The sequence below is a fragment of the Quyinboa ferrireducens genome (assembly GCF_042436675.1).
Classification (GTDB): domain Bacteria; phylum Bacteroidota; class Bacteroidia; order Bacteroidales; family UBA5342; genus JBHJHP01.
In genome coordinates, this window is sequence record NZ_JBHMVA010000002.1 from 1 (window position 1) to 20871 (window position 20871).

General features: G+C 39.4%; 24 protein-coding genes. 5 read left to right on the forward strand and 19 right to left on the reverse strand.

The genetic code is table 11. The features are described 5' to 3' along the window. Window positions 1–435 (forward strand): transposase (locus ACE01N_RS03470; RefSeq protein ID WP_380584869.1); only part of this gene is annotated, 435 nt, incomplete at its 5' end. Window positions 436–556: 121 nt separating this feature from the next. Here ACE01N_RS03470 and ACE01N_RS03475 read toward each other — a convergent pair. The 4 genes from ACE01N_RS03475 to ACE01N_RS03490 all read right to left on the reverse strand — a co-directional run bounded on the left by ACE01N_RS03475 (window position 557) and on the right by ACE01N_RS03490 (window position 5112). Next, complete coding sequence (locus tag ACE01N_RS03475; RefSeq protein ID WP_380584871.1) at window positions 557–2032, reverse strand: MFS transporter; 1476 nt, start codon at window positions 2030–2032, stop codon at window positions 557–559. A 141-nt stretch (window positions 2033–2173) separates the two neighbouring features. After that, window positions 2174–2533, reverse strand: a complete 360-nt coding sequence (locus ACE01N_RS03480; protein ID WP_380584873.1) for a nuclear transport factor 2 family protein — start codon at window positions 2531–2533, stop codon at window positions 2174–2176. Window positions 2534–2963: 430 nt separating this feature from the next. Then, window positions 2964–4121 carry a right-handed parallel beta-helix repeat-containing protein gene (locus ACE01N_RS03485; RefSeq protein ID WP_380584876.1) on the reverse strand — a complete coding sequence of 386 codons (1158 nt, stop codon included), beginning with the start codon at window positions 4119–4121 and terminating at the stop codon, window positions 2964–2966. A 151-nt stretch (window positions 4122–4272) separates the two neighbouring features. Beyond that, window positions 4273–5112, reverse strand: a complete 840-nt coding sequence (locus ACE01N_RS03490; protein WP_380584878.1) for a helix-turn-helix domain-containing protein — start codon at window positions 5110–5112, stop codon at window positions 4273–4275. A 98-nt stretch (window positions 5113–5210) separates the two neighbouring features. Here ACE01N_RS03490 and ACE01N_RS03495 point away from each other — a divergent pair, with 98 nt between their 5' ends. Beyond that, window positions 5211–5399: a hypothetical protein gene (locus ACE01N_RS03495; protein ID WP_380584880.1), complete on the forward strand. Its 189-nt coding sequence runs from the start codon at window positions 5211–5213 to the stop codon at window positions 5397–5399. Between the two features lie 173 nt (window positions 5400–5572). Here the strand turns inward: ACE01N_RS03495 and ACE01N_RS03500 are convergent, their stop codons facing one another. The 6 genes from ACE01N_RS03500 to ACE01N_RS03525 are packed head-to-tail and all read right to left on the reverse strand — an operon-like array spanning window position 5573 to window position 9842. Beyond that, entirely contained in the window at window positions 5573–6151 is a 579-nt protein-coding gene (locus ACE01N_RS03500) for an NADPH-dependent FMN reductase (protein ID WP_380584882.1), read from the reverse strand. Between the two features lie 18 nt (window positions 6152–6169). Next, entirely contained in the window at window positions 6170–7171 is a 1002-nt protein-coding gene (gene egtD, locus ACE01N_RS03505) for an L-histidine N(alpha)-methyltransferase (protein WP_380584884.1), read from the reverse strand. Window positions 7172–7182: 11 nt separating this feature from the next. Beyond that, window positions 7183–8496, reverse strand: a complete 1314-nt coding sequence (locus ACE01N_RS03510; protein ID WP_380584886.1) for a rhodanese-like domain-containing protein — start codon at window positions 8494–8496, stop codon at window positions 7183–7185. A gap of 22 nt (window positions 8497–8518) precedes the next feature. After that, entirely contained in the window at window positions 8519–8800 is a 282-nt protein-coding gene (locus ACE01N_RS03515; RefSeq protein ID WP_380584888.1) for a DUF427 domain-containing protein, read from the reverse strand. A 22-nt stretch (window positions 8801–8822) separates the two neighbouring features. Next, window positions 8823–9434 (reverse strand): peroxiredoxin-like family protein, encoded by a 612-nt coding sequence (locus tag ACE01N_RS03520; protein ID WP_380584890.1) that lies wholly within the window; start codon window positions 9432–9434, stop codon window positions 8823–8825. A 57-nt stretch (window positions 9435–9491) separates the two neighbouring features. Next, window positions 9492–9842 carry a TfoX/Sxy family protein gene (locus ACE01N_RS03525; protein WP_380584892.1) on the reverse strand — a complete coding sequence of 117 codons (351 nt, stop codon included), beginning with the start codon at window positions 9840–9842 and terminating at the stop codon, window positions 9492–9494. 251 nt (window positions 9843–10093) lie between these two features. Here ACE01N_RS03525 and ACE01N_RS03530 point away from each other — a divergent pair, with 251 nt between their 5' ends. After that, entirely contained in the window at window positions 10094–10339 is a 246-nt protein-coding gene (locus ACE01N_RS03530; RefSeq protein ID WP_380584894.1) for a hypothetical protein, read from the forward strand. Here the strand turns inward: ACE01N_RS03530 and ACE01N_RS03535 are convergent. Beyond that, a complete protein-coding gene (locus ACE01N_RS03535; RefSeq protein ID WP_380584896.1) occupies window positions 10320–10922 on the reverse strand; it encodes a hypothetical protein in 603 nt (200 codons plus the stop codon). The two genes, ACE01N_RS03530 and ACE01N_RS03535, sit on opposite strands and share 20 nt — an antisense overlap. Before the next feature lie 167 nt (window positions 10923–11089). On the opposite strand from ACE01N_RS03535, the gene ACE01N_RS03540 reads away from it, so the two are divergent. After that, window positions 11090–11305 (forward strand): hypothetical protein, encoded by a 216-nt coding sequence (locus ACE01N_RS03540; protein ID WP_380584898.1) that lies wholly within the window; start codon window positions 11090–11092, stop codon window positions 11303–11305. Window positions 11306–11461: 156 nt separating this feature from the next. Here ACE01N_RS03540 and ACE01N_RS03545 read toward each other — a convergent pair whose 3' ends face one another. The 6 genes from ACE01N_RS03545 to ACE01N_RS03570 form a co-directional block, all read right to left on the reverse strand. Further along, on the reverse strand, window positions 11462–12331 hold the full coding sequence (locus ACE01N_RS03545; RefSeq protein WP_380584900.1) for a sialate O-acetylesterase: 870 nt from the start codon (window positions 12329–12331) through the stop codon (window positions 11462–11464). A 176-nt stretch (window positions 12332–12507) separates the two neighbouring features. Beyond that, a complete protein-coding gene (locus tag ACE01N_RS03550) occupies window positions 12508–14190 on the reverse strand; it encodes an ArnT family glycosyltransferase (protein ID WP_380584902.1) in 1683 nt (560 codons plus the stop codon). A 20-nt stretch (window positions 14191–14210) separates the two neighbouring features. Continuing rightward, window positions 14211–15119, reverse strand: a complete 909-nt coding sequence (locus tag ACE01N_RS03555; RefSeq protein ID WP_380584904.1) for a DUF6263 family protein — start codon at window positions 15117–15119, stop codon at window positions 14211–14213. 42 nt (window positions 15120–15161) lie between these two features. After that, entirely contained in the window at window positions 15162–15617 is a 456-nt protein-coding gene (locus ACE01N_RS03560; RefSeq protein ID WP_380584906.1) for a PH domain-containing protein, read from the reverse strand. Between the two features lie 7 nt (window positions 15618–15624). After that, complete coding sequence (locus tag ACE01N_RS03565; protein WP_380584908.1) at window positions 15625–16986, reverse strand: hypothetical protein; 1362 nt, start codon at window positions 16984–16986, stop codon at window positions 15625–15627. A gap of 15 nt (window positions 16987–17001) precedes the next feature. After that, window positions 17002–18567 (reverse strand): rhamnogalacturonidase, encoded by a 1566-nt coding sequence (locus ACE01N_RS03570; protein ID WP_380584910.1) that lies wholly within the window; start codon window positions 18565–18567, stop codon window positions 17002–17004. Window positions 18568–18724: 157 nt separating this feature from the next. On the opposite strand from ACE01N_RS03570, the gene ACE01N_RS03575 reads away from it, so the two are divergent. Then, the gene (locus tag ACE01N_RS03575; protein WP_380585878.1) at window positions 18725–18907 is read left to right on the forward strand and encodes a T9SS type A sorting domain-containing protein; all 183 of its coding nucleotides are present in this window, start codon (window positions 18725–18727) and stop codon (window positions 18905–18907) included. Between the two features lie 83 nt (window positions 18908–18990). Here the strand turns inward: ACE01N_RS03575 and ACE01N_RS03580 are convergent, their stop codons facing one another. Both ACE01N_RS03580 and ACE01N_RS03585 read right to left on the reverse strand, forming a co-directional pair. After that, window positions 18991–19587 (reverse strand): hypothetical protein, encoded by a 597-nt coding sequence (locus ACE01N_RS03580; RefSeq protein WP_380584912.1) that lies wholly within the window; start codon window positions 19585–19587, stop codon window positions 18991–18993. An 83-nt stretch (window positions 19588–19670) separates the two neighbouring features. Next, complete coding sequence (locus ACE01N_RS03585; protein ID WP_380584914.1) at window positions 19671–20684, reverse strand: aldo/keto reductase; 1014 nt, start codon at window positions 20682–20684, stop codon at window positions 19671–19673. Window positions 20685–20871: the final 187 nt, after the last annotated feature.

The window sequence follows — 20871 nt, forward strand, 5'->3', positions numbered from 1 at the left end:
ATAATTGATGGCGATGAGACATTATCCAGACAACACCAGCTATTATGTTCAATCGACGGAATTGGTGAAAGAACATCAATAAAAATGATATTGGAAACAAATGCGTTTAGAGACTTTAAAGATCCCCGGAAGTTTTGTTGTCATGCAGGCGTAGCTCCATTTTCATACACATCTGGAAGTAGTATCCGATCCAAACGAAAGGTCTCTAAAAGAGCAGATAAGAGTATTAAGGCCCTATTACATATGGCTGCATTATCTGCCATTAAAACAAAAGGAGATCTGGGACAATACTATGCTCGAAAAGTAGCTAAAGGCAAGAACAAAATGACAGTTCTCAATGCCATTCGTGCTAAATTGGTCTTAAGAATGTTTGCCGTTATTAAAAATGATAGACTTTTTATACAAAACTATACTAATCCTTTGTCCATATCATAAGAATAAGGAGGACATATTTACAAGTGGTTGCCTGGAATTATTGGCATCGTTAAAATCAAACTATAGCGAGAAAATAGACAGTAATGATAATGTTGGTCTTAGTTAATTCGCAAAACGAATATTATTTTAATTTCGCCTCTTTTGGCCTGATTACCATTCTATCGTAAATTATTAAAGCTAAAATAGTAATAACACCTATCCCTACAATTACATACCAAATTCTATTAGGATTATAGTTATCCCAAATGAATTGTGTCATTTCAGTTTGGGTCATTCCGAGCTTTTCAGCAGCCGTAGCGAAGTAATCGTTTTTTGTAAAAGTTTGAGTTATTTCCGGCATTGCAATTCCTCTGTTGGCCACTTCTAATTGCAACAAACTTAATTTATCAGACCATGCCTCGTAGAGATTCCCTGAAACAAATGTTGTTAAGAAATTACCCAGGAAAACCGGCAGGAAATAAGTCCCCTGGTATAAGGCTTCTTTCCCTTTTGGAGATATCAATGCAATAAATGAAGAGAACGTTGGATTTGTCATCATTTCACCAATGGCAAAAATCATTATTCCCAGTATTGTATAAAAGCCATTCCCTGTATAGAACGTAATCCCAATACCTATTGCGGCAATAAAAAATCCGGTTATCATGGCACTTACATGACGCATTTTTAACACAAAATACGACACGATTAACTGGAACAATATGATAGAGCCTGCATCAAGATTAACTAACATCTCCGGTTTAACGGAATCACCGCCGCCACTCATGGCGTTGGCAATCCATGGTGAAATCTGTGCAATTGAGTCATGTAGTGCTTTGGTATTGACCCAATCTTCAATAAAAGTTGGTAGGGTATAGAACAGTTGATTAAACATTGTCCAGAACCCCACCATTATAATAAGCAATACTGAAAGACGGCTGTCTTTAACTGCTTCCCAGATTTTAAGCAGGGAACTTTTAATGGCTTCTGAAATTGTTTCTGTATTTTTCTCCCTGTCCTTTTCTTTATAAAGTAGTAAAACGATTACCAGGTTTAATGTAATAACGGTAGCTGCCTGAAGAAATATTAATTTCCAACCAAACTGAGTACGCAGAGTTGATGAGAGAGCTGGTCCAATAAAACCACCAATATTTACCATCATATAAAAAATCCCGAAACCTAAGACAGAATTAGACTCATCGGTATTTTTGGCAACAATACCAGAAGCAACAGGTTTAAACATAGCTGCACCAACAGCTACCCATAAAAACACAATAAATACCATGGCATATGATTGCACTTCGCCCATTACATAGTATCCGGAAATCAATAATACATAGGCTATTATTAATGATTTCTTATAGCCAATTTTATCTGCAATGACCCCGGTAAACAATGGCAATAAGTACAGAATTGCAGTTACAATTCCCATAATTTGTCCTTTCTCTATATGTGAAAGTCCCAGTCCACCTTCGTCTGTTGATCCGGTTAAATAGAGTGCCAAAACTGCAAATAATCCATACCAGGCCCAACGCTCAAGGAGTTCCATCGTACTTGCAATCCAAAATCCTCCTTTAAAGGATTTCATGACACCAAAAAAAGATTTCTTATCTGTACTCATTTTTATTTAGTTTTTATTGTTACTAAAGATAATCAAAATTTTATGCCTTAACGTGTATTACCCGTTTCCCGAAGATTTGGGTATGAAATGCGTCGTTACAAACAACGAACCCTTAGTTGTAAGCCCATGAGTGCATTTATTTTATTCGTTGGGAATTGGCATATTATGCTGTCGCAGGAATGAGAGTTTGTCCCAGTAGCCGCGCTGAAACTCTATTTTGCCATTTACAACGTGGAAGACACCGCAACCACGCAAACCCAGCGGATCTTTCCATTCCAGGATGCCCCATTCTCCATCCTGTAATATCTGCTCTACAATGCACACCATATCAGCAGCCGCAAATTCATTCTTAAACATCTGCCGGATATTTTCTTTGCCTTTTATGGGTTCGTTTGCTACCTGATGGTTAACGGCATTATCTGCATATAGTTCGGCCAGGGCATCTGCATCCGCGTTGTTAAAATACTCCACGAATTTTTCAATGACTTGTTTTGGTTCCATCTTAGTTTGTTTCGTGTCATAAAATTGGGGAATATTTTATGGAAATGCAATTTATTCAGGCAAGGACATATTCAATCACACTTTCAGTGTGGATATTCGCTGTGCTCATCAGCCAGACATTGCATGTCAGGCTGGAATCGCGAAGGCTTTCAGTCTTTGGTTTAACTTGCAAAGTTGTTAAGTTTCAGTCCAACGGACTGGTAGCAAAAGTCCGTTGCAACGCACCGGATTAAAAATGTTAAGGGCGAAATTCAGAGTAAATTCATCGGATGACTCCGAGTCATCCGATGAATCTGTTAAAAGTTGCCCGTAAATATTAGCATCGTTAAAATCAAACGACTGGAGAAAGGAAAAGTAAAAAACCGTAGCAGTTACGCTACGGTTGTCGGGTTAATTAAAACGAACCTTCATATGGTTAATAAGACATAGGTTACTCGTTTCTGTAAATATCGCTGTTGTTATTGTTTTCAAATGTGTTATTCGAAATAACGGGAGTAATATCATACCAAATATAAATACCATACCCTTCGTTTTCTCTTATTGCGCAATTTGTTACACTTACATTTGACGAATGAATTTCTATTGCAGCATCTTCGTCATCGCTGTTAGCACCGGCCCCGTATTCTATAATGCAATTATCCAGTTTAGAACCTGTTTTGGTGTATGAACCAAAAAGAATCAGCTGCCAGTCTCCTTTGGATGGATATGACGCGGCAGACGTAAATGTAACAGGATTGGATGTTGTGCCTGTAGCTTTTAGAATTCCGCTGTCTTCGTTTCCTACCACAAAGGCCCCGTTAGCTTTTAGTTTAATAGTAGTTCCGGCGTTTATTGTCATTACGGCATTATTTCCGTTTATGCTTATCCAGTCATTTACAAAATAAGGTGCTGTTTGAGGCTGCCAGGTTACGTTGGTTGTGACATCAGAAATAAGGATCAGGATGCCATAGTTCCCGTTTGGTGTAAAGGTGTTGCCCGATCCGATATTGCCTGCAGCTGTTGCTGAAAGAATCATAAGATGTTTTTCACAATCTTCGATTCGGTTGTTGGTGAACGCATTAAATTCAGATTCGTTGTTCAGGTAGATCCCACAATTCTTAATATGACGGATTGTACAATGAGACATTTTTACTTTTGTATAATACAGTTCAATAGCAGCAGTTTCATCATCGTATGCAGATTCTTTACCTCCATATTCAACGGTACAGTAAGTCAGTTCGCTTGCCGATGCTGAATTTTTATCGTAAAAATAAATCCCGTCCCAGTCACCGGCTTCGGGATTGGAAGATGCTGAAGTAAAGATGATAGGTTTGTCGGCGGTACCAATGGCTTTAAGTGAACCATATTGTCCGTTTCCAATATTCAGAGAGGCGTCTTCTTTGAACTTTATAACGGTTCCTGGTTCAATAACCAGATCCGAATTAACAGAAACATATCCTTCAATGGTCCACTCTTTGTCTACCGATAAAGTGGTGGGAGAGTTAACGTCTGTTACAATATTTTCGGTTATGTTTTCTTTTACTTTAACACACGAGGTAATAAGGGCAATAAGCCCGAACGCTGTCAACATCAGAATTTTTCGGTTCATTTTAAAATTGTTTTAGTGAATAATAATGGTTTGTTTACAAGCTGGCTTTACTTATTTGCAATAGTCAGGCTAAGCATTGTTATAAGCAAAATTAGAAGATGGCTGAACCAAAAAATTGTAAAAAACGGACATAAATTGAGGGCATATTATTTCATGGAAATGTTATTTCATCCTGTTTGAGAAAGGTTATGAAGTTCATATACCGGCGGTCCCTGTTAAATAATGTGTTGGGTGTTTCTCCCGTAACTGCTTTAAAATCGTTGATAAGATGAGCCTGATCCGAATATCCGCATTCATTGACGAGTGAGAGCCATTCCGGTTTTGTTTTTACCGGCAGATTTCTGATCATATAACTTATGCGGGCAATTCTTGCCAGTTGTTTTGCAGATAACCCTATGCGCTCCTTAAACAGGCGACGCAGATAGCGTTCATTCAGGTTATATCTGGCAGCTAGTTCCTGTATTTTTATGTTGCCGTTATGAGCGGTTAACTCGTCGCAAATACTATCAACTATGTGGGGCGGTTTATGTGATGTTTGCAACTTCTGTTCAATATATCCGGTTAAAAGGTTTATGCGTTGTGTTGTTGTACTACAATTTTTTATCAGGTCGTAAAAATCACGGGTAATAAAGGGCATGGCATCAACACAGTAGTTTTGGGAAATATATCCCATGTTGATCCCGAAAATCCGGTACAATCCATAAGGTTTACATATGATAACAATGCTATCGGAATCGCCCAGGGAACGCAGGAACAGGAAATGGTTAATATTGCCGATAAAAAATGTGGTTGGCAGGATAAACGGACTGAGATTGGCACCCGATAAGGTGAAAGTTTTTTTAAAATGTATAACCCATCCTGTACAACAATTGGGTATAAATTTATCTTCCAGCGTTTCCCCGTTTGTTGTAAACTGAGTGGATGTTATTTGTATAATTACATCTTTTAATCCATCAGGAATAGTATGCTCTGTGGAAAGTGGAGTAACCATAAAACAAATATAATTCAATAATCATTCCGTAAAATACGGGATTGAACTTTTTTATGTATGTCAAAAAAAATAATTATTCTTCGGAAATTTTTATGGAAATGCAATTTATCCAGGCCAGGATATATTCAACCACACCTTCAGTGTTCTTATTCGCTGTGCTCATCAGCCTGACATTGCATGTCTGGCTGGAATCGCCAAGGCTTTCAGCCTTTGGTTTAACTTGCAAAGTTGTTAAGTTTCAGTCCAACGGACTGGCAGCAAAAGTCAGGTACAACGCACCGGAGTAAAAGTGTTAGTTTGAAATCCGGTCTGAAGGACCGGGAGCACCAAAACAGTACGGAGTGCCGGGTTGCAGGCATGCATGGAGGATCAGCCTGTTGGGCTGGAAGAAATCCTCTGTCCGTCAACTGACGGACACCTCCTTTTGAAAAAAGAGGACGTATTATATATGGTTGGCTTATTAATACGGCACCGATATTTCCCGTTGTCGTTTAAAGGCTTCGGCATACCATATTAATTCATCAATGAACTTTGCTGTAGAAGATTCAATTCTATTATTGTTCGGTTCAAGGTTTTCATCGAATAAACTACCGACAACCGGAAACGGGAGCATAGAAGAAATAGCAGGCATCCCCAGTTCTCCGAGGATTGCTCTCAGGTGAACACCTGCTCTTACACCTCCGAATGAACCGGCCGAATATGTTGCTATGGCCGACGGTTTAAAATAATATTCGCGTTGAAAATGATCCAGTAAATTTTTTAGCGCAGGTGGAATGCTGTGGTTATATTCTCCGGAAACAATTAAAAACGCATCCGAACTTTTAAATATACCCGATAATTCCTCCATTACTTCGGGAGCTGTTCCCGGTTCATACTCTTTAAACATTTTATCCAGTAAGGGCAAGTTGTACATTTTAGGATCAATAAAACGGACATTTAAATTCCGGTCTGTTAATTTTTGCTCAAGGTATTTTGCCACTTTAATGCCTCGTCTTTCCGTTCGTACAGAACCATATATAATACTTATTGTTAATTCCATCAATCAGGATTTATGCGTTTATATATTTATAAAACTTACCAGCGAAAACCATTGTTCTTTATCGGTGTAAATGTTTTGAATTTTTAACCCTGTCAATGTTTCAAACTTACGGATATCAGCTAATGTGAATTTATGAGAGTTCTCTGTGTGGATTGTTTCGCCGGCTTTAATATCTATTTTTTCTACGAACAACGGACTTGAAATACGCATGTCTTTTGCTGCTTTAAGGTGCATTTCTATTCGGGCTTCCTGTTCATTATAAAAAGCGTAATGTTCAAAATTATGTGTGTCAAAGTCCGTCTGAATGATTTCGTTGATTACATTCAGGATATTTTTGTTAAACCGGGCCGTAATTTCCTGCGAGTCGTTATACGCTTTATGTAATATGCTTGAATCTTTCACCATATCAAGGCCGAGTATCAGCTGGTCTCCGGGATTCATGATACGTTTCAGGTTCATCAAAAAATTCGTTGCCTGCTTTCTGTCAAGGTTGCCAAGCGTGCTGCCGAAAAAGCATATCAGTCGTTTTTGCTCCCCGGGTAACTGATCAAGATGTTTTAAAAAATCGGCGAGTAACCCATGAATCGTTAGTCCCGGATATTTGAGCGAAAGGATATCCGCTGACTTTAACACTGCGGCCTCGCTCACATCTACAGGAATGTAATTAATATGTTTCATCCTGTTTTTTTGAACTGCGTCAAGCAGAACCGATATTTTTGTGCAGTCACCGCTGCCAAGTTCTATAATGTCAATATTGGTATAATGACCCGGAATATTGGTAGCGTTAGCTTTTAAAATGGCTGTCTCGGTTTTTGTAGGATAATATTCCGGTAAGGATGTGATTTCTTCAAAAAGTGCGGATCCTTTTTCATCATAAAAAAAGCGGCTCGAAATATATTTTTGTTCTGCTTTTAGCCCGTCCAGAATCTCATGCAACACATCACTTTCATTCTCGGTGGACAGATAATTACTTATGGTCAGATGCGGATTTACCTGTATGGCAATATCAGAATTATTCATGTTGAAATAGTTTACGATTTATTTGTTATGAGATATTCTTCAGGGATTCCTGTTTCGAACGGGTTGGATGGATCGGCGCTCCATTCAAACCATCCGCCGTCGTAAACCGATACGTTTGGCCAGCCCATCAACCATGCATTAAACCATGCTTCGCTGCCCCGCCATCCGGTTCCACAGTAAAAGGCCAGATGTTTATCAGGTGTAATCCCACGATTTATCCATATATCTGCCGTCTCATGAAACTCACGGGTGGTATGATCAAAATTCCTGTAGTTTTCCATATGGTAGGCATCGCTTCCGCAATCGGCAAACACGGCACCGGGAATGCGGCCTTTGGGTTCAATATAATTATACCCGCTGACTTCGCCGATGTATTCAGGCCAGCTTCGTACACACACCAGTTCTGCATTAGTTGCGGCAAGTATCTCCTTTGCCTCCGGAGTATCTACGGCCAGTTCGGGATGTACCGGTATTGCGGATCCGAAATCAGGGACCGGTATTTTAGGTTCATCCGTATAAGATACTTCAAAACCTTCATCTGTCCATGCCTGAAATCCACCGTTCAGAATGCGCACATCCTTAACGCCCGCATAAAGCATGATAAACGCGATTCGTATGGCTCCGATATCGCCTGCTGCACTGCCGGGGAAAGGATCATTATTGTCAGGATACATAAATTTTCCATAGACAACTACGGTTGTATCAGACGTGATGCCGTGTTGCTCAAACGTTGCTTTTAATTCTTCAGGAGATCGTCGGTTCCATGTTTCAGGCGCTTCCACTGCAAGGGTATCCATATCGATGGCTCCCGGGATATGTCCCGTAAGATAGGCATCTCTGTTTCTGTAATGTGCATGGATAACCTTGTACCTGGTGTTCGTGTAATGCTCAGGTTTTTCTCCTGAAATTAACCGGTTCACCCATTGTGCGGAGACAAGATTTTGGTAACGTTTAAGATGATCCATAGGTAATGAATCGTCGGTGGCCCACTCATCCATAAAATTAAGGTAAAGGCTGATGTTTTTATATCCGAATTTTAAAAAACTATCTGCTACCGTTTTAATTCCTTCTTTTCCGTATCCGTAGATAATAATCTCATCGGTGGGGAGAATGTTTTTATGCCTTACCATTTCTATCCAGTCCATATATTTTGTCCATTTATGCGGAAGACTTTTCGCCCCTTTAATATGGCCCTCCCTGGACTCATTTCCGGGCTTCCATCCATTATAGGCATCAACCGGCCGGATATCGATAAGTTTTACTGTGTTGCCGTTAAGTTTTCGGATAAGTTGAGATGTTGTAATTACGTTGTATTCCTGATTCATATTTTATGGTTTATAATTATCACTAATCTGTAATTTTTACCCCTTTCCAGAATGCAACCCTTCCTTTAATTCCTTTTGCCTGTTCTTTGGGGTCAGGATAATACCAGGCAGCATCCTTATTGGTTTTCCCGTCAACGTCAATATTGTAATATGATGCTGTCCCTTTCCAGTGACAAACAGTATGAGTATCACTTATTTTCAAAATATCGGGATCTGCTGAATCAACAGGGAAGTAACTGTTCCCTTCGATAGTGACAATGTCATCGCTTTCTGCAATTATTTTATTGTTCCATATAGCTTTCATTGCTTTTAATGTTTATGTCGGTTTATTTGACTGGCAGATTTTTCAGGATGTCTTTAACTGTTGACCGGTTGTGATAATCCGGATCAAACTGCCGCCAGATAATAGTACTTTTTGTGTTGATAATATATGTCGCCGGTATCGGCAGTCGTTGTGAGTCATCGGAATGGGTTTCCTTTAACTTTGCGTTCAAAACGGTATTATATGTAAAAAGTGTTGCCGGCGGAGGTGTAAAAGTAACATCGTAGGCATCGGCTATTTTGTATCCTTCATCATATAATAAACGGAATTGCGCCCCGGTTTTTTCTTTCATTTTATTCAGGTACTCAGGTTTCTCTGGTGAGACGGCAATCACAGTTGCCCCTTTTTTAGTAACAAGTGACAGACTATCCTGAATAGTGGCGAGGTGTTTATTGCATACAGGACACCAAAAACCACGGTAAAATATTAATACTACGGGACCGTCTTTCAGCGCTGCCGAAAGATTAAATTCAGAACTATCCGCATCAATAGCGGAAAACAATGGCGCTTTTGTACCGGTATTTAAACCCTTTGCATCCTCAGCACGTCTCGTTTCCTGCGCATGCAAAAATGAGAACGATAATGTAAACAGAAGTGTGATTATAACAGATTTCATTTGAAATTTTTAAGGATTCAGACGAAATTGTGGCATTAACCTTACAGGAAAAATGTATTAAATTTTATTGCGTTTTTTGCTTGCTTTCGCTTTTGGATTAAAATCAAGGCAAAGCTGTATCCAGTATTCCAGATCTTTTTCCGTGTCGAGACTTTCGGGTTCAACATACACATAGCCGATCATGGGACGTTTTGTAAAATCCATTTCCCTGCATCCCTTCTTCTTAAGTGCCTCTTGGTAAATTTCCGGGTCAATACGTGCCATCAGATTGTTCCTGATGATGCCCGTGCACATTTTGTCGTTGACCATAAAGCACAGTCCACCCATCATTTTCTTTTCTTCGAAGGATACGTTTTTATGTTTGAATGTTATTCGAATGCGATCTGCTAAATATTCATCGTATGCCATAATTCTGTTCTGTTTTGTGCGAACACCGGAAAGTAAAGAGTAATTAATAGAGATTTATTTGTAAACAACGGATATGTGCAAAATGTTTGTTGATATTCGATAACAGCCACACCTTCAGCGTGGATATTCGCTGAGCTCATCAGCCTGGCATTGCATGCCAGGCTGGAATCAGCAAGGCTTTCAGCCTTTATTTTAACCAGCAAGGTTGATTAGTTTCCATGCCAACGGACTGGCAGCAAAAGTCCGGTGCAATGCACCGCGGAGTAAAAGACTTAAGGTCGAAATCCAGAGTAAATTCATCGGATGACTCCGAGTCATCCGATGAATCTGTTAAATGTAGTGCCGGGTTGCAGATCTGTGTGGTGGTTCAGCCTGTAGGGCTGAACGAAATCCTCAGCCCCGATAATTCCGATAGCTATCGGAAGGGACACTTCCTTAAAAAAAGAGGAGATATTATATGTAAAGCACTAAACGATTTTATCCAACGCCGAACATGAACTTCAGACCAAGGAGCAGGCCTCCGGGTTGAGCTAAATTCATAGCCTGTTTGCCTGTGTCACTTAACTGATAATAGCTGTCATGCAGGGTATAAGCATTCGATTTTGTGTTGATGGAATAACCTAAGGATAATACGACTTTGGATGATTTTCCTACTCTTATATTATAGGAGTAAACCAAATCGATACTTAAAACCGGAAGTAGATCCATTTCCAGTTCTACCATTTCATCATCCGGTTCGACCGGTAGTTCGCTTGAGAAATTGTCCATTCCTGTCGCATAGCTGACGCCAAGACTAAAGCATGATTTATAGCTGGCTTCTTTTGTATAAAAGTTCAGACTACCACGCAATTTATAGCCCCAGCTGCCAATTCCGGCAGAGGCACCGAATGAATTCTTACCGCCAACTGGAAGTTCCATAGCAATACCCGCAATACCCATTTCATTTAGTCCGCCTCCAAGTCCGATAAATATAGCAGGTGTATGTTGTACTGTAACCTGTGACTGAAGACCAATAAAGGAAAAGCAGAACAATAGAATGATGATAACTCTTAATGGCTTACGGTTCTGTGACTTTTTCATTTGAAGTTATATTAGAGAGTTTAAACTGAGTACAATTTTTGAGGTATATAAAATTAAGACAATTTTGTTTAATGATGATGTTTTATATAGGTTTTTCTTATTGTAAATAAGACGGTTAAATGTGAGACGTGTTCAAACATAGGCGATTGAAACAGTTGGAAATATTGATGTTAATTTCACTCACACCTTCAGGGTGGATATTCGCTGTGCTCATCAGCCTGGCATTGCATGCCAAGCTTGAATCAGAAAGGCTTTCAGCCTTTGTAGCAACTTGCAATGTTGTTAAGTTTATGTCCAACGGACTGGCTGCAAAAGTCCTGTGCAATGCACCGCGGAGTAAAAGACTTAAGGTCGAAATCCAGTCTGAAGGACTGGCAGCATAAAACCCGGTACGTAGTGCCGGGTTGCAGATCTGTGCGGCGATTCAGCCTGTAGGGCTGAACGAAATCCTCCTCCCTGATTTATCGGGACACCTCCTTTTGAAACGAAAACATATCAAGTAAATAATATGGAAAGTTTTAAGTGAATCGTCATGGACATTATTTTGAATAACTTTTCAGTACCTCCAACCATAATTCGGCATGTTTCCAAAGCCCTGCATCTGAAAAGTGGAGGCCATCGTTGCGATAGTAAGTTTTATCCATAGAATCCGTGTTGGCGCCCTGAAATACATCAGGGAACAATTCCGCCAACTGTTTTTGAGCATTTTGAATATTCGGATCACATCCGTTATTTTTTCTCAGCAGAATGTCTTCAACCGGTATATAAGAGGCGACAGCCACAAAGATTGGTGCATCCACATGATTGGATCTGAAGGCTGATCGAATGGTTTTAAACTTCTCTATGTAGGTTTCTTTTGAGGTATTGTATTGATTATCAGTTTCCCCCTGGTGCCATAATACGTAATCGATTTTAATTCCCTGACTATTTGGCTGACGGATAGCATTTAAAATCAGTTTATGTTGTTTTCCGCCTTCGGCCCATCCCGAAACCGTAGTTCCTCCGCGACCGATAGGTACGATTAATACCTTTTGATCCAGATTATTCTGAATCATTAAATCCCCCTGTCTCGTCCATGGTGAACCTCCGAAACCACCTGCACCTTTCAACGGGTCTCCTGCTTCGTAAATTTTGCCGTCGTACCAGTTATATACCTCTTCTTTGCACTGGTAGAGTGTCTGACCATAGTTAGCCGAATTTGACTGTCCAAATGCAAAAATTACAGTGTATGCGTCGTTATTAAACCGGGTCATATCCATTTTAATCTGTTTGACTGTACTGGCCTTAATTGCATGATAAAAATTCCGGAATTGTTTTACCGGAAATAGCTGGGACCGGTAGCTTAAAACTCCCAGAACGAAAAACAACATCAATAATAAAATGCCTGCTACAATCAGTTTTATATTCATAACGATGTTTAAAGTGCTGATTTTGAAAATAAAAATAATAAAATATTTACTCTTCCTCGTCTAATGCTTTAATCCGGTTCTCCTCTTCGAGTAATAAAGGCATTGTCGGCTATACTATTTAATAGTTATAATTGTATGTTTATAACGTTTTATTGTTTGCTGGGGAAACAGAACAGTCAATGGATTTCAGCCTCATATCTTTTGCTGATCTGCTGATGATAAAGATATCCGGTTTTGAACACAAAACAAAATGAATAGGCTCCTTTAGGTAGAGTCTGTGCGTCAATTTCTGCCTTTAAATTCAGGGTGTGATCCGGTAATAACTCATCCGGTTTATTGCTAATGGTGAGAGGGACAAAATATTTTTTCTCAGCGTTTTCAAACATCACGAAAAAATTTACTGGAAAATCGGATCTGTTGAGCGTTATAATCGTCTCATATGGATTATGCAGTTCAAAATCAACCTGATTAGCTTTCCGGGTATCCAGCATTAACGTTTCGGGTTGAAGGGATGCATTCATTTTACTGATGAGAGGGAATTTGTCAATCTGCTTAAAAAGAATGAGTTCATTATGATTTGTGGTCAGAGTATCGAAAAAAGTGGATGGCCAGTTACCAATTAACAGGATGTCTTTATTATTAAAATCCTCTTCACAGTTCCACAGGTCATACTGATTTTTGCGGTAAAACACATTGTTTAGCGACATTGATTTATTGCCCGTGTAAAATGCATATTTTGCAGCTCTTTGATAAGAGTTTACGAATACAACATTTCTGCCATTTGCAAGGTCTGCAATGGCTTCAAAGTAATCCCGCTTTTCTTCATGAAAATCTGTTTTCAATGGTAAAGGCAGAGCGATACTAATTCTGGCCAGTACAATAAGTGATGCAGAAATAATGGAAATCACCTTGATTTGTCTGACGTACTTTTCGTTCTTCAAAATGATTGCATATGTCATAACAAGCAAGGGTATAGCTGCGAATGCAACCCAGTGAGCTTCTGTTTTACTTCTGAAAGAATACAAAAAGAAGAAAAGAATGAACCCTGTAAACAATCTTTTCCAGAAGGGGTCGGAAGAATGGAGTAGACCTGAATTTTTAACGGACAAATATATGAGAAACAGGATGATGAACGGATTCAGTACGCCGATTGTACCAATTACATATTCCAGTACATGTTTTATTTCAAACGTCCCTTTGGTGCGTTCAAACAAGTGATAGTTGAACGTTATAAAATCATGATTCATCTGCCAGATCAGATGAGGAATCAATGCTGTTAATGCAATAAGGCCGGCAAAATAAATGTGCGGCTTTTTTAAGATTTTAAGATTCAGTATTACACTTAGCAGAATGATAATACCTCCGTGATATTTTGAATAGATAAGGGCAGCTGCAATTATGCCGAGTAAAATCGTATTGTTTACTCCGGGCCTGATTAATAATTTTCTGAAAACCAATACATACAATGTGCCGAAAAACAACAGAGGAACATCCGGCGTGGTAATAAAACCATACATGTTGAAAACCGGGAAGGCTAGGATCAACAGAAAAAACAGCCACTCTGCGTTCTTCCGGTTTATTGTTTCTTCCGGCATCAGTTTCCATATACATAAAACGGTAAAAGAGGAGAGGAGTACTGTCATAATCCTCAGCCCTGCAATACCTTTAAATATAAGTGATCCGATATAAATTATCCAGGCAACCATTGGAGGATGGTCAAAGTATCCCCAGGCAGGTTGCTGTGCAAATGCGAGATAATACGCTTCATCAGACGTTACAGGCGTAATGAATGCCTGAACCAGGTTGATGGCAGCAAAGATCAGCAGAAACAGATAGAATCTTTTGCTGGTTTTATGCATTAACTAATTCTGAAATAAATTTATTTATCAGTTACGATGGTGCTTGATTTGATTTTCATGGAAATCTCCATACCATCAGGCATCATGGAATTACCTTTAACCTTACTCAAACCGGTTAAATCCTGATCAAGTTTTGACTCTATGGGCCAACCTGTATTTTTATCAATTTTAATTGATGATGACATGGTACCTTTCATATTGGTTTGCATTGACATTCCATTCATTTCTGTATAACCAGTGGAATCAGGAGTTGAAATAGTCGAATTTCCTTTAATCAGATAATAGTCATCTGTTTTTTCAACCAGTGTGTAGGTTGTTGTGAAGTCAACTTTAAAGGTTGAACTTTGTGTTGTATGTTTTATCCATGAATCACCAACCTTTACTGGATGGTCCGGGAAGATATCTGTACTCATTTCCAGATTTCCTTTCATAGATTCCTCTCCAAATGTATTCTTAAGCTGAGCTTTTACCTGTTCCACCTGTGCCTGTGCCATTGGGTTTTCCGTCTCAAAAAGTTTGTCCATCCCCGAAACTCCCTCAATTTCACCGTGTTTGGTGAGCTGAAGTGTAAAAGGCTTATTGGTCATTCCGGTCATAAGACTGGTCAAAGGATTTGCATCGTCTCCTGATTCGGAATCAGCAGTCATATTAAACATGTTTGATTCCATTTTCATGGAGATGTTGTCGTACTGTGCACTGATATCATAGATGGTATCTTTAATATCATTAACCTTGTAATTCATGCTGCTTTTCATTGTCATGACCATATCAAGACTTTGACCCATAAAATTTTGGGTCATGTCAACCTTAGTAACACTAATCTGTTTGTAGTCTTTGTCTTTCTCAAGATTCAGGGACAGTTCAAGTTTTTGCGGTTTACAAGCAGCAATAAGTAATGTTGTTAAAATGAGGACGTAAATCGGTTTCATCGTTTTTAATGTTAAAGGTTATGTATTAATTATTGTATTTTATCAGTGGTTTATGATTGCAATATTAGGATTAATTTTTAACAATTGAGCTAAAAATTCGGGTTCATTAAGTGGAGAAATGTAAATTGTACGCGTGGATTTATAGGTAACCTGCATGCATCTCCATGAAAGTGAAAGTTTGTATACACCTCCAAAAGTTTGTTGATTCAAACGGATTGTATTAATCTCAGTAATAAGTACGTTCCAGTAAAATGGTCCGGTGGAAATATGTAATTTCTCGTTTTTAATTTTATATTTTGTGTTGAACCATATCCAGATCATGAGAATGACAAAACTGAATGCAATTACAGAAGAAATGACAAGTTGCGACAGTTCTTCCTCTTCACTTTTAAGGTAGGGCAATACAAATCCCACACCTGTAATAACTAAACTGAATACAACAAGTAAAATACCAAATGAGACGTCTCTTTTACTTCTGAATGTTAATTTTTCTGACATATTATCCTTATTTCTCCTCTAACCAGGCTTCCGGTATATAGATAACACAAATATTCATGGATTTGTTATCCTCAGACAACATTGCAGACTGAATTTCTACCCTGGTGCCATCCGGGCTGAAGGTGGGGTGAGGGTGATCAGATGCTGTTGGTTTATGACCCGTTGACAACAATCGCATCTGGTGAGTATCCCTGTTGATAAGGTAGATATCACGGTTGAAATTATCTCCCACAACAAACCGTTTGTCGGGTGATCCACTTACGTGCCAGAATCCGCTTCCGTAGGGGATTTGTCCGGCTATGGTCATTTCGCGCGTATTGATATTTACAATACCTAATCCCGTCGGTTTTTCACGTGTTCCGCATGGTCCCCATTCTGTTTCCTGTCCGGGATTACTGCCTTTTACCCCTGTGCCGGGTTTAGCAGTGTCATTCGTTCCGGGTATTTTGCGGTGACCCATAATTGCAAAAGCCACCTCATCGGGTGTAATGACAGCTTCATGCGTCACCCATTCGTAGGGTGATTCAGGATATAAGGGCCTGAGTCCGGTTCCGTCTGCATTAACAATCCATGTACGTTGTGGCGATTTCCCTCCGGTTTCCCAGCAAAATACAATCTGACCCGGAACCCAGGGATTCGATTGTATATGTCCAACCTGGAATGGTACAGAAATCACATAGGATATTTCACCGGTTCTTAAATTCATGCCTGCAATACCACCGGGACCTGAACCCATATGCCGGGGTCCGAAATTCGGTTCAATTTTAACACTGTCTGGCAGGTGTTTGCCGGCCATGGTTTTACCTACCCTGAACCAAACCTGTTCTTCATCGCCATCCAGGGTCATATCACCGCCGGCACCATATTCTGCAGGAATAGTTCCGCAAATCCTCTGGTAGGAATCTACATCCTTTAAAGATCCCGTTTCACTGTCACTGAAAAGTTTTTTCAGATCCACTTCAATGACCTGGATAGCGCGGTTGCGTCGCCTTTCTTTATCTGAAGGATGCATGTAATACAACTTCATGGATTTACGTGCTACATTCAGCATTCCGATGAAACCTCCTTCCGTAATCTGCACAATGTCGCCTGTTTCTTCATTAACAGCCATAGCTTCTCCTCTTACACGATTCGATCTGAATATTAGCCATTTGCCATCAGATGTCCACTGGTTATGTGTCTGGTAAATCTTGGAGTCGCCCATGGGGGTGCTGGTCAGGAATGCGAGTTTTACCCCTGTAACCGGATCTGTGATAATCTTTTTTTCTGACGGGAAACGTGTACCAATCTGTGCTTCGGTACTGAATGTAGAAAACACAAAAACGGAAATAAGGTACAATGTAATTCTGAATATAGTATTAACTTTCATAATTAACCTGTTGTGTTATTTAATGATTTTATTTTCAATTTGTTCTAACTCTGTGTCCCGCATGTTTTCACAGCCTTTTATTTTAATATTGGCAGAATGCATAATATGCATACTCTCACCGTTTTCAGGTTGTTGAAATTCAGAGTTTGTCAGATATAAACCATGAACATCGTCAAGCAAGATGGCCGGACGTTTTTCGTTGCCTGTGTGGTATATATTTATATTATGCATTTTTACATTTTTAACATGCCTTATGAAGAAACCATAGGATGGAATTAATCCGAATTTTTGTGGTTCCGGATAGCCATCAGCCATTTCGGGAACATTCTCAGGAATGGTGCCAGATTCAGCATCCAATGGTTTGTACCAGATATTTATGTTACTGAGTGTAATATCTTCTATGTGGTGATCCGGAATGCCTGTGATAAGACAGGAAAAACGGGAGTCTGCATTATATACCACAACATTGCTGATATTGATCCTTCGCAGTTTTCCAACAGGGGTGTTATCCGGTCCCCGCATGCGTGCTCCCAAACGTAAGAATATGGGGGAGTTGATGGTATTTCTCATGGTAATATTTGAAATTGTTACATCTTCCAGTAATCCGCCATCGACTGTTTCAAGAGCCAGTCCCCGGCAATAATCAAATACACAGTTAGAAATGGTAATATTTTTAAACCCTCCATTGGATTCAGTGCCGAATTTAATGCGTCCTGTCGGTCCTTCATGATCAGGAGCCAGATGTGCTTCCTTTTTCTGATATGTTCCGTCCAGAAATGTTCCGCGGTCATAACCCGATACCTGACAGTTTGTTATGGTAACATTTTCCGTAGCTCTCGCATATCCAAGCGCATAGGAACTTTTCAGACAAATGGCATCATCCCATGGCGAGTTAATGCTGCAGTTTGAAATATGTACATTCCTGCAACAGTCCACATCTATACCATCACGGTTTGTATCCATTTTTAGATTATCAATCGTCATATTATCCACACCTGTTGCCAGAATTCCAAAATGGCCACCCATTAAAACGGTAAAATCCCTTAAAATTACATTGCGGCAGTTTTTCAACGCAATGGCTTTGTTTGCGTGGGGAAAACGGTATGGACGTGAGCGTTTCAAACCTTTCCCATGGATCATTCCGGGACCTGTAATGGAAATATTTTCAAGATCTTCTCCCCAGATAAGACTGTTATGCCAATGGCTGTGTCCATAGTCCTGATACCTGTTTCCCGGGCCTTCTTCAGGGGGATCATAACCACTACTGTCTGTTGGCTCGGCTGCAATAATGGTAGCACCCTGGCTCAGATAAATTGAAATGTTGCTTTTTAACCGTAAGGAATAGCTGAGGTAATCTCCGGCAGGAAAAACAATGGTGCCACCTCCGGCTTTATACGCCGCATGTATGGCCAGATTTATGGCATCTGAATCGACGGTTTTGCCGTTCGCAGTTGCCCCAAAGTCACGAACATTGTAAACTCCCGTAATATTTTCTGCATAAAGGTGCCCGGAAAAAATAGAAAGTAAAACTATTAATGCGCCTGCAGAGTATGTGGATGCACACATTTTGAGAAGATTCATAAGGCTTTTTCTGATTAGTACTGTAAATAACATTTCAGTTTTGTGTTTTCACCTTCAAAGCTACAAAAAATGAATGGTTTCATTAATTAAAATGCGATTTGGAATCAAGCAATAATAAAATTGTGTTATATCCTGAAAGCTGGAGCTTTGGGATAAAATAACTTCCGGTTTTGACCGCTTTTATCTTTCCGGTATGACAGGAAAGGTGTTGAAAAGTGATAAATTTGATCATTTGAACTTAACTACAGAAATTGATGTGAGTGATCTGGATTCCGGATTGTATTTTATTTGCCCGTCAGGAGAACATTTTACACAGACACGAACATTTATAAAAAAATAGCAAAAAGCATTTTTTATTCAGGAAAGTCAATTATTTAAATATACCGTATCATCCCTGTGATATTAATCATTCTGGACGGTATATTAAGGTTTTTTAAACGGAAGATTTTTAATTGTTTCTGCAATATGCTTTTTAAGAGCTTTCGGAGATTCTTTATTAATAACGTCAGATAACAGATCATTTTTAAGTTTTTCCGGGCAATTTAAATAAAGCGTATCGGTATAAATAATGTTGATCTGATAAGGAACCGTATCCATTTTTTCAGTAATCTTCAAAATACTGTATTCACAATGTCCGTTTGCAGCAAACGAATATTGATAACCGGAACTTTTATTCATGTCTGTTTCATGTATAGAATCCAGTTTGCAGGTATATTTTGATAGCGTATATCCGGTTAATTTAGAATCGTTGTAATGTGCTGTGGAATCCTTCCCATTGCGTACTCTGGTCAGGCTGTTATTCGTTTTCAAAGAGGTAATTGAATAGGTTCCGAAGGTATTTGATTTGAATAGTTCCCTTTTAAAGCGTATGCCATCAGAATGACTGATATCGATCTTATAATGTGAGTTTGCGGTGTACCTCAATTTATTTTTTTCAGGTTTGGGTTTACAACTGAAGAAAATAAATGAAATAAACACACACAGAATAATAAATTGAATTGGTTTTACAGTTAGTTTCATAATAAGGTAATTTAGATGATTACCTCAAAGATATAAAAAAAGCGCCATATAGCTATGACGCTTTAACTCCTTATGATCTTTTACTATTTTCTATCCGTCCCCTGTCTATTAATCATCCATCCCGGATATTCAGGATTCAGTTGACTGACTTCATCCAGCTTTTGTAGTTCTTCATCGCTCAACTTCACGTTTACAGCGCTAATATTGTCAGAGAGCTGTTCTGGTTTGTTAGCCCCTACAATTACGGAAGTTACTGCAGACTGGTGCAGGAGCCAGGCCAGTGCAATCTGAGCAACCGATACGTTTTTAGATTCAGCAATGGGTTTCATCACATCGATGATGTCGAATGCCTTCTCTTTATTCACCGGTGGAAAATCGAAAGTAGCCCTGCGGCCTTCACTGTTTTCCATAGATCGGTTGTATTTACCACTTAATAACCCACCTGCAAGAGGACTCCATACCATTAATCCCAGTTTCTGATCCAAAAGCAAGGGCACAATTTCCCGTTCCAGGTCACGTCCGGCGATGGTATAATATGCCTGTAACGAAACAAATTTATTCAAATGCTCTTTAGCCGAAATCCCAAGGGCTTTCATGATTTGCCACGCTGCAAGGTTACTGCAGCCGATATAACGCACTTTCCCACTTTTTACAAGCAGATCAAGTGCTTCCAGTGTTTCTTCCAGTGGCGTTAAGCTATCAAAACCATGAATCTGATACAAGTCAATATAATCCAGCTGTAAACGCTCAAGGCTTTCATCGGCTTGTTGCAGGATATGTTTGCGGCTCAATCCAATGTCATTTGGACCGTCACCCATTTTACCCCGGACTTTGGTGGCAATCACCAGTTCATCGCGATTGAGGCCCAACTCCCGGATAGCTTTTCCAGTCATTTGCTCACTTAGTCCTTCACTGTATACATTTGCGGTATCAATAAAGTTAATACCAGCATCTACAGCTTGTTTAATAAGTACATTTACCTGATCCTGAGGAAGAGTTCCGATAGCGGTCCACATGCCTTTACCACCAAATGTCATGGTGCCGAGACATAATTCAGATACTTTTAATCCCGTGTTTCCTAATAAGTTGTATTGCATAACGTGTTTATTATGTGTTTATATTTGGTGTTTGGTTAAATGAACGTTTAAAACAGGGAGGACTTTATTTTAACTTATCCGGCAGGAGTTTGTTCAAAAATTTAATATTTATATTGTTTTGGATCGGTCTAAAAATACAATAAAGTGTAATTGTAACACTAAAAAGTCTTATCTTTATAGCCCTGCA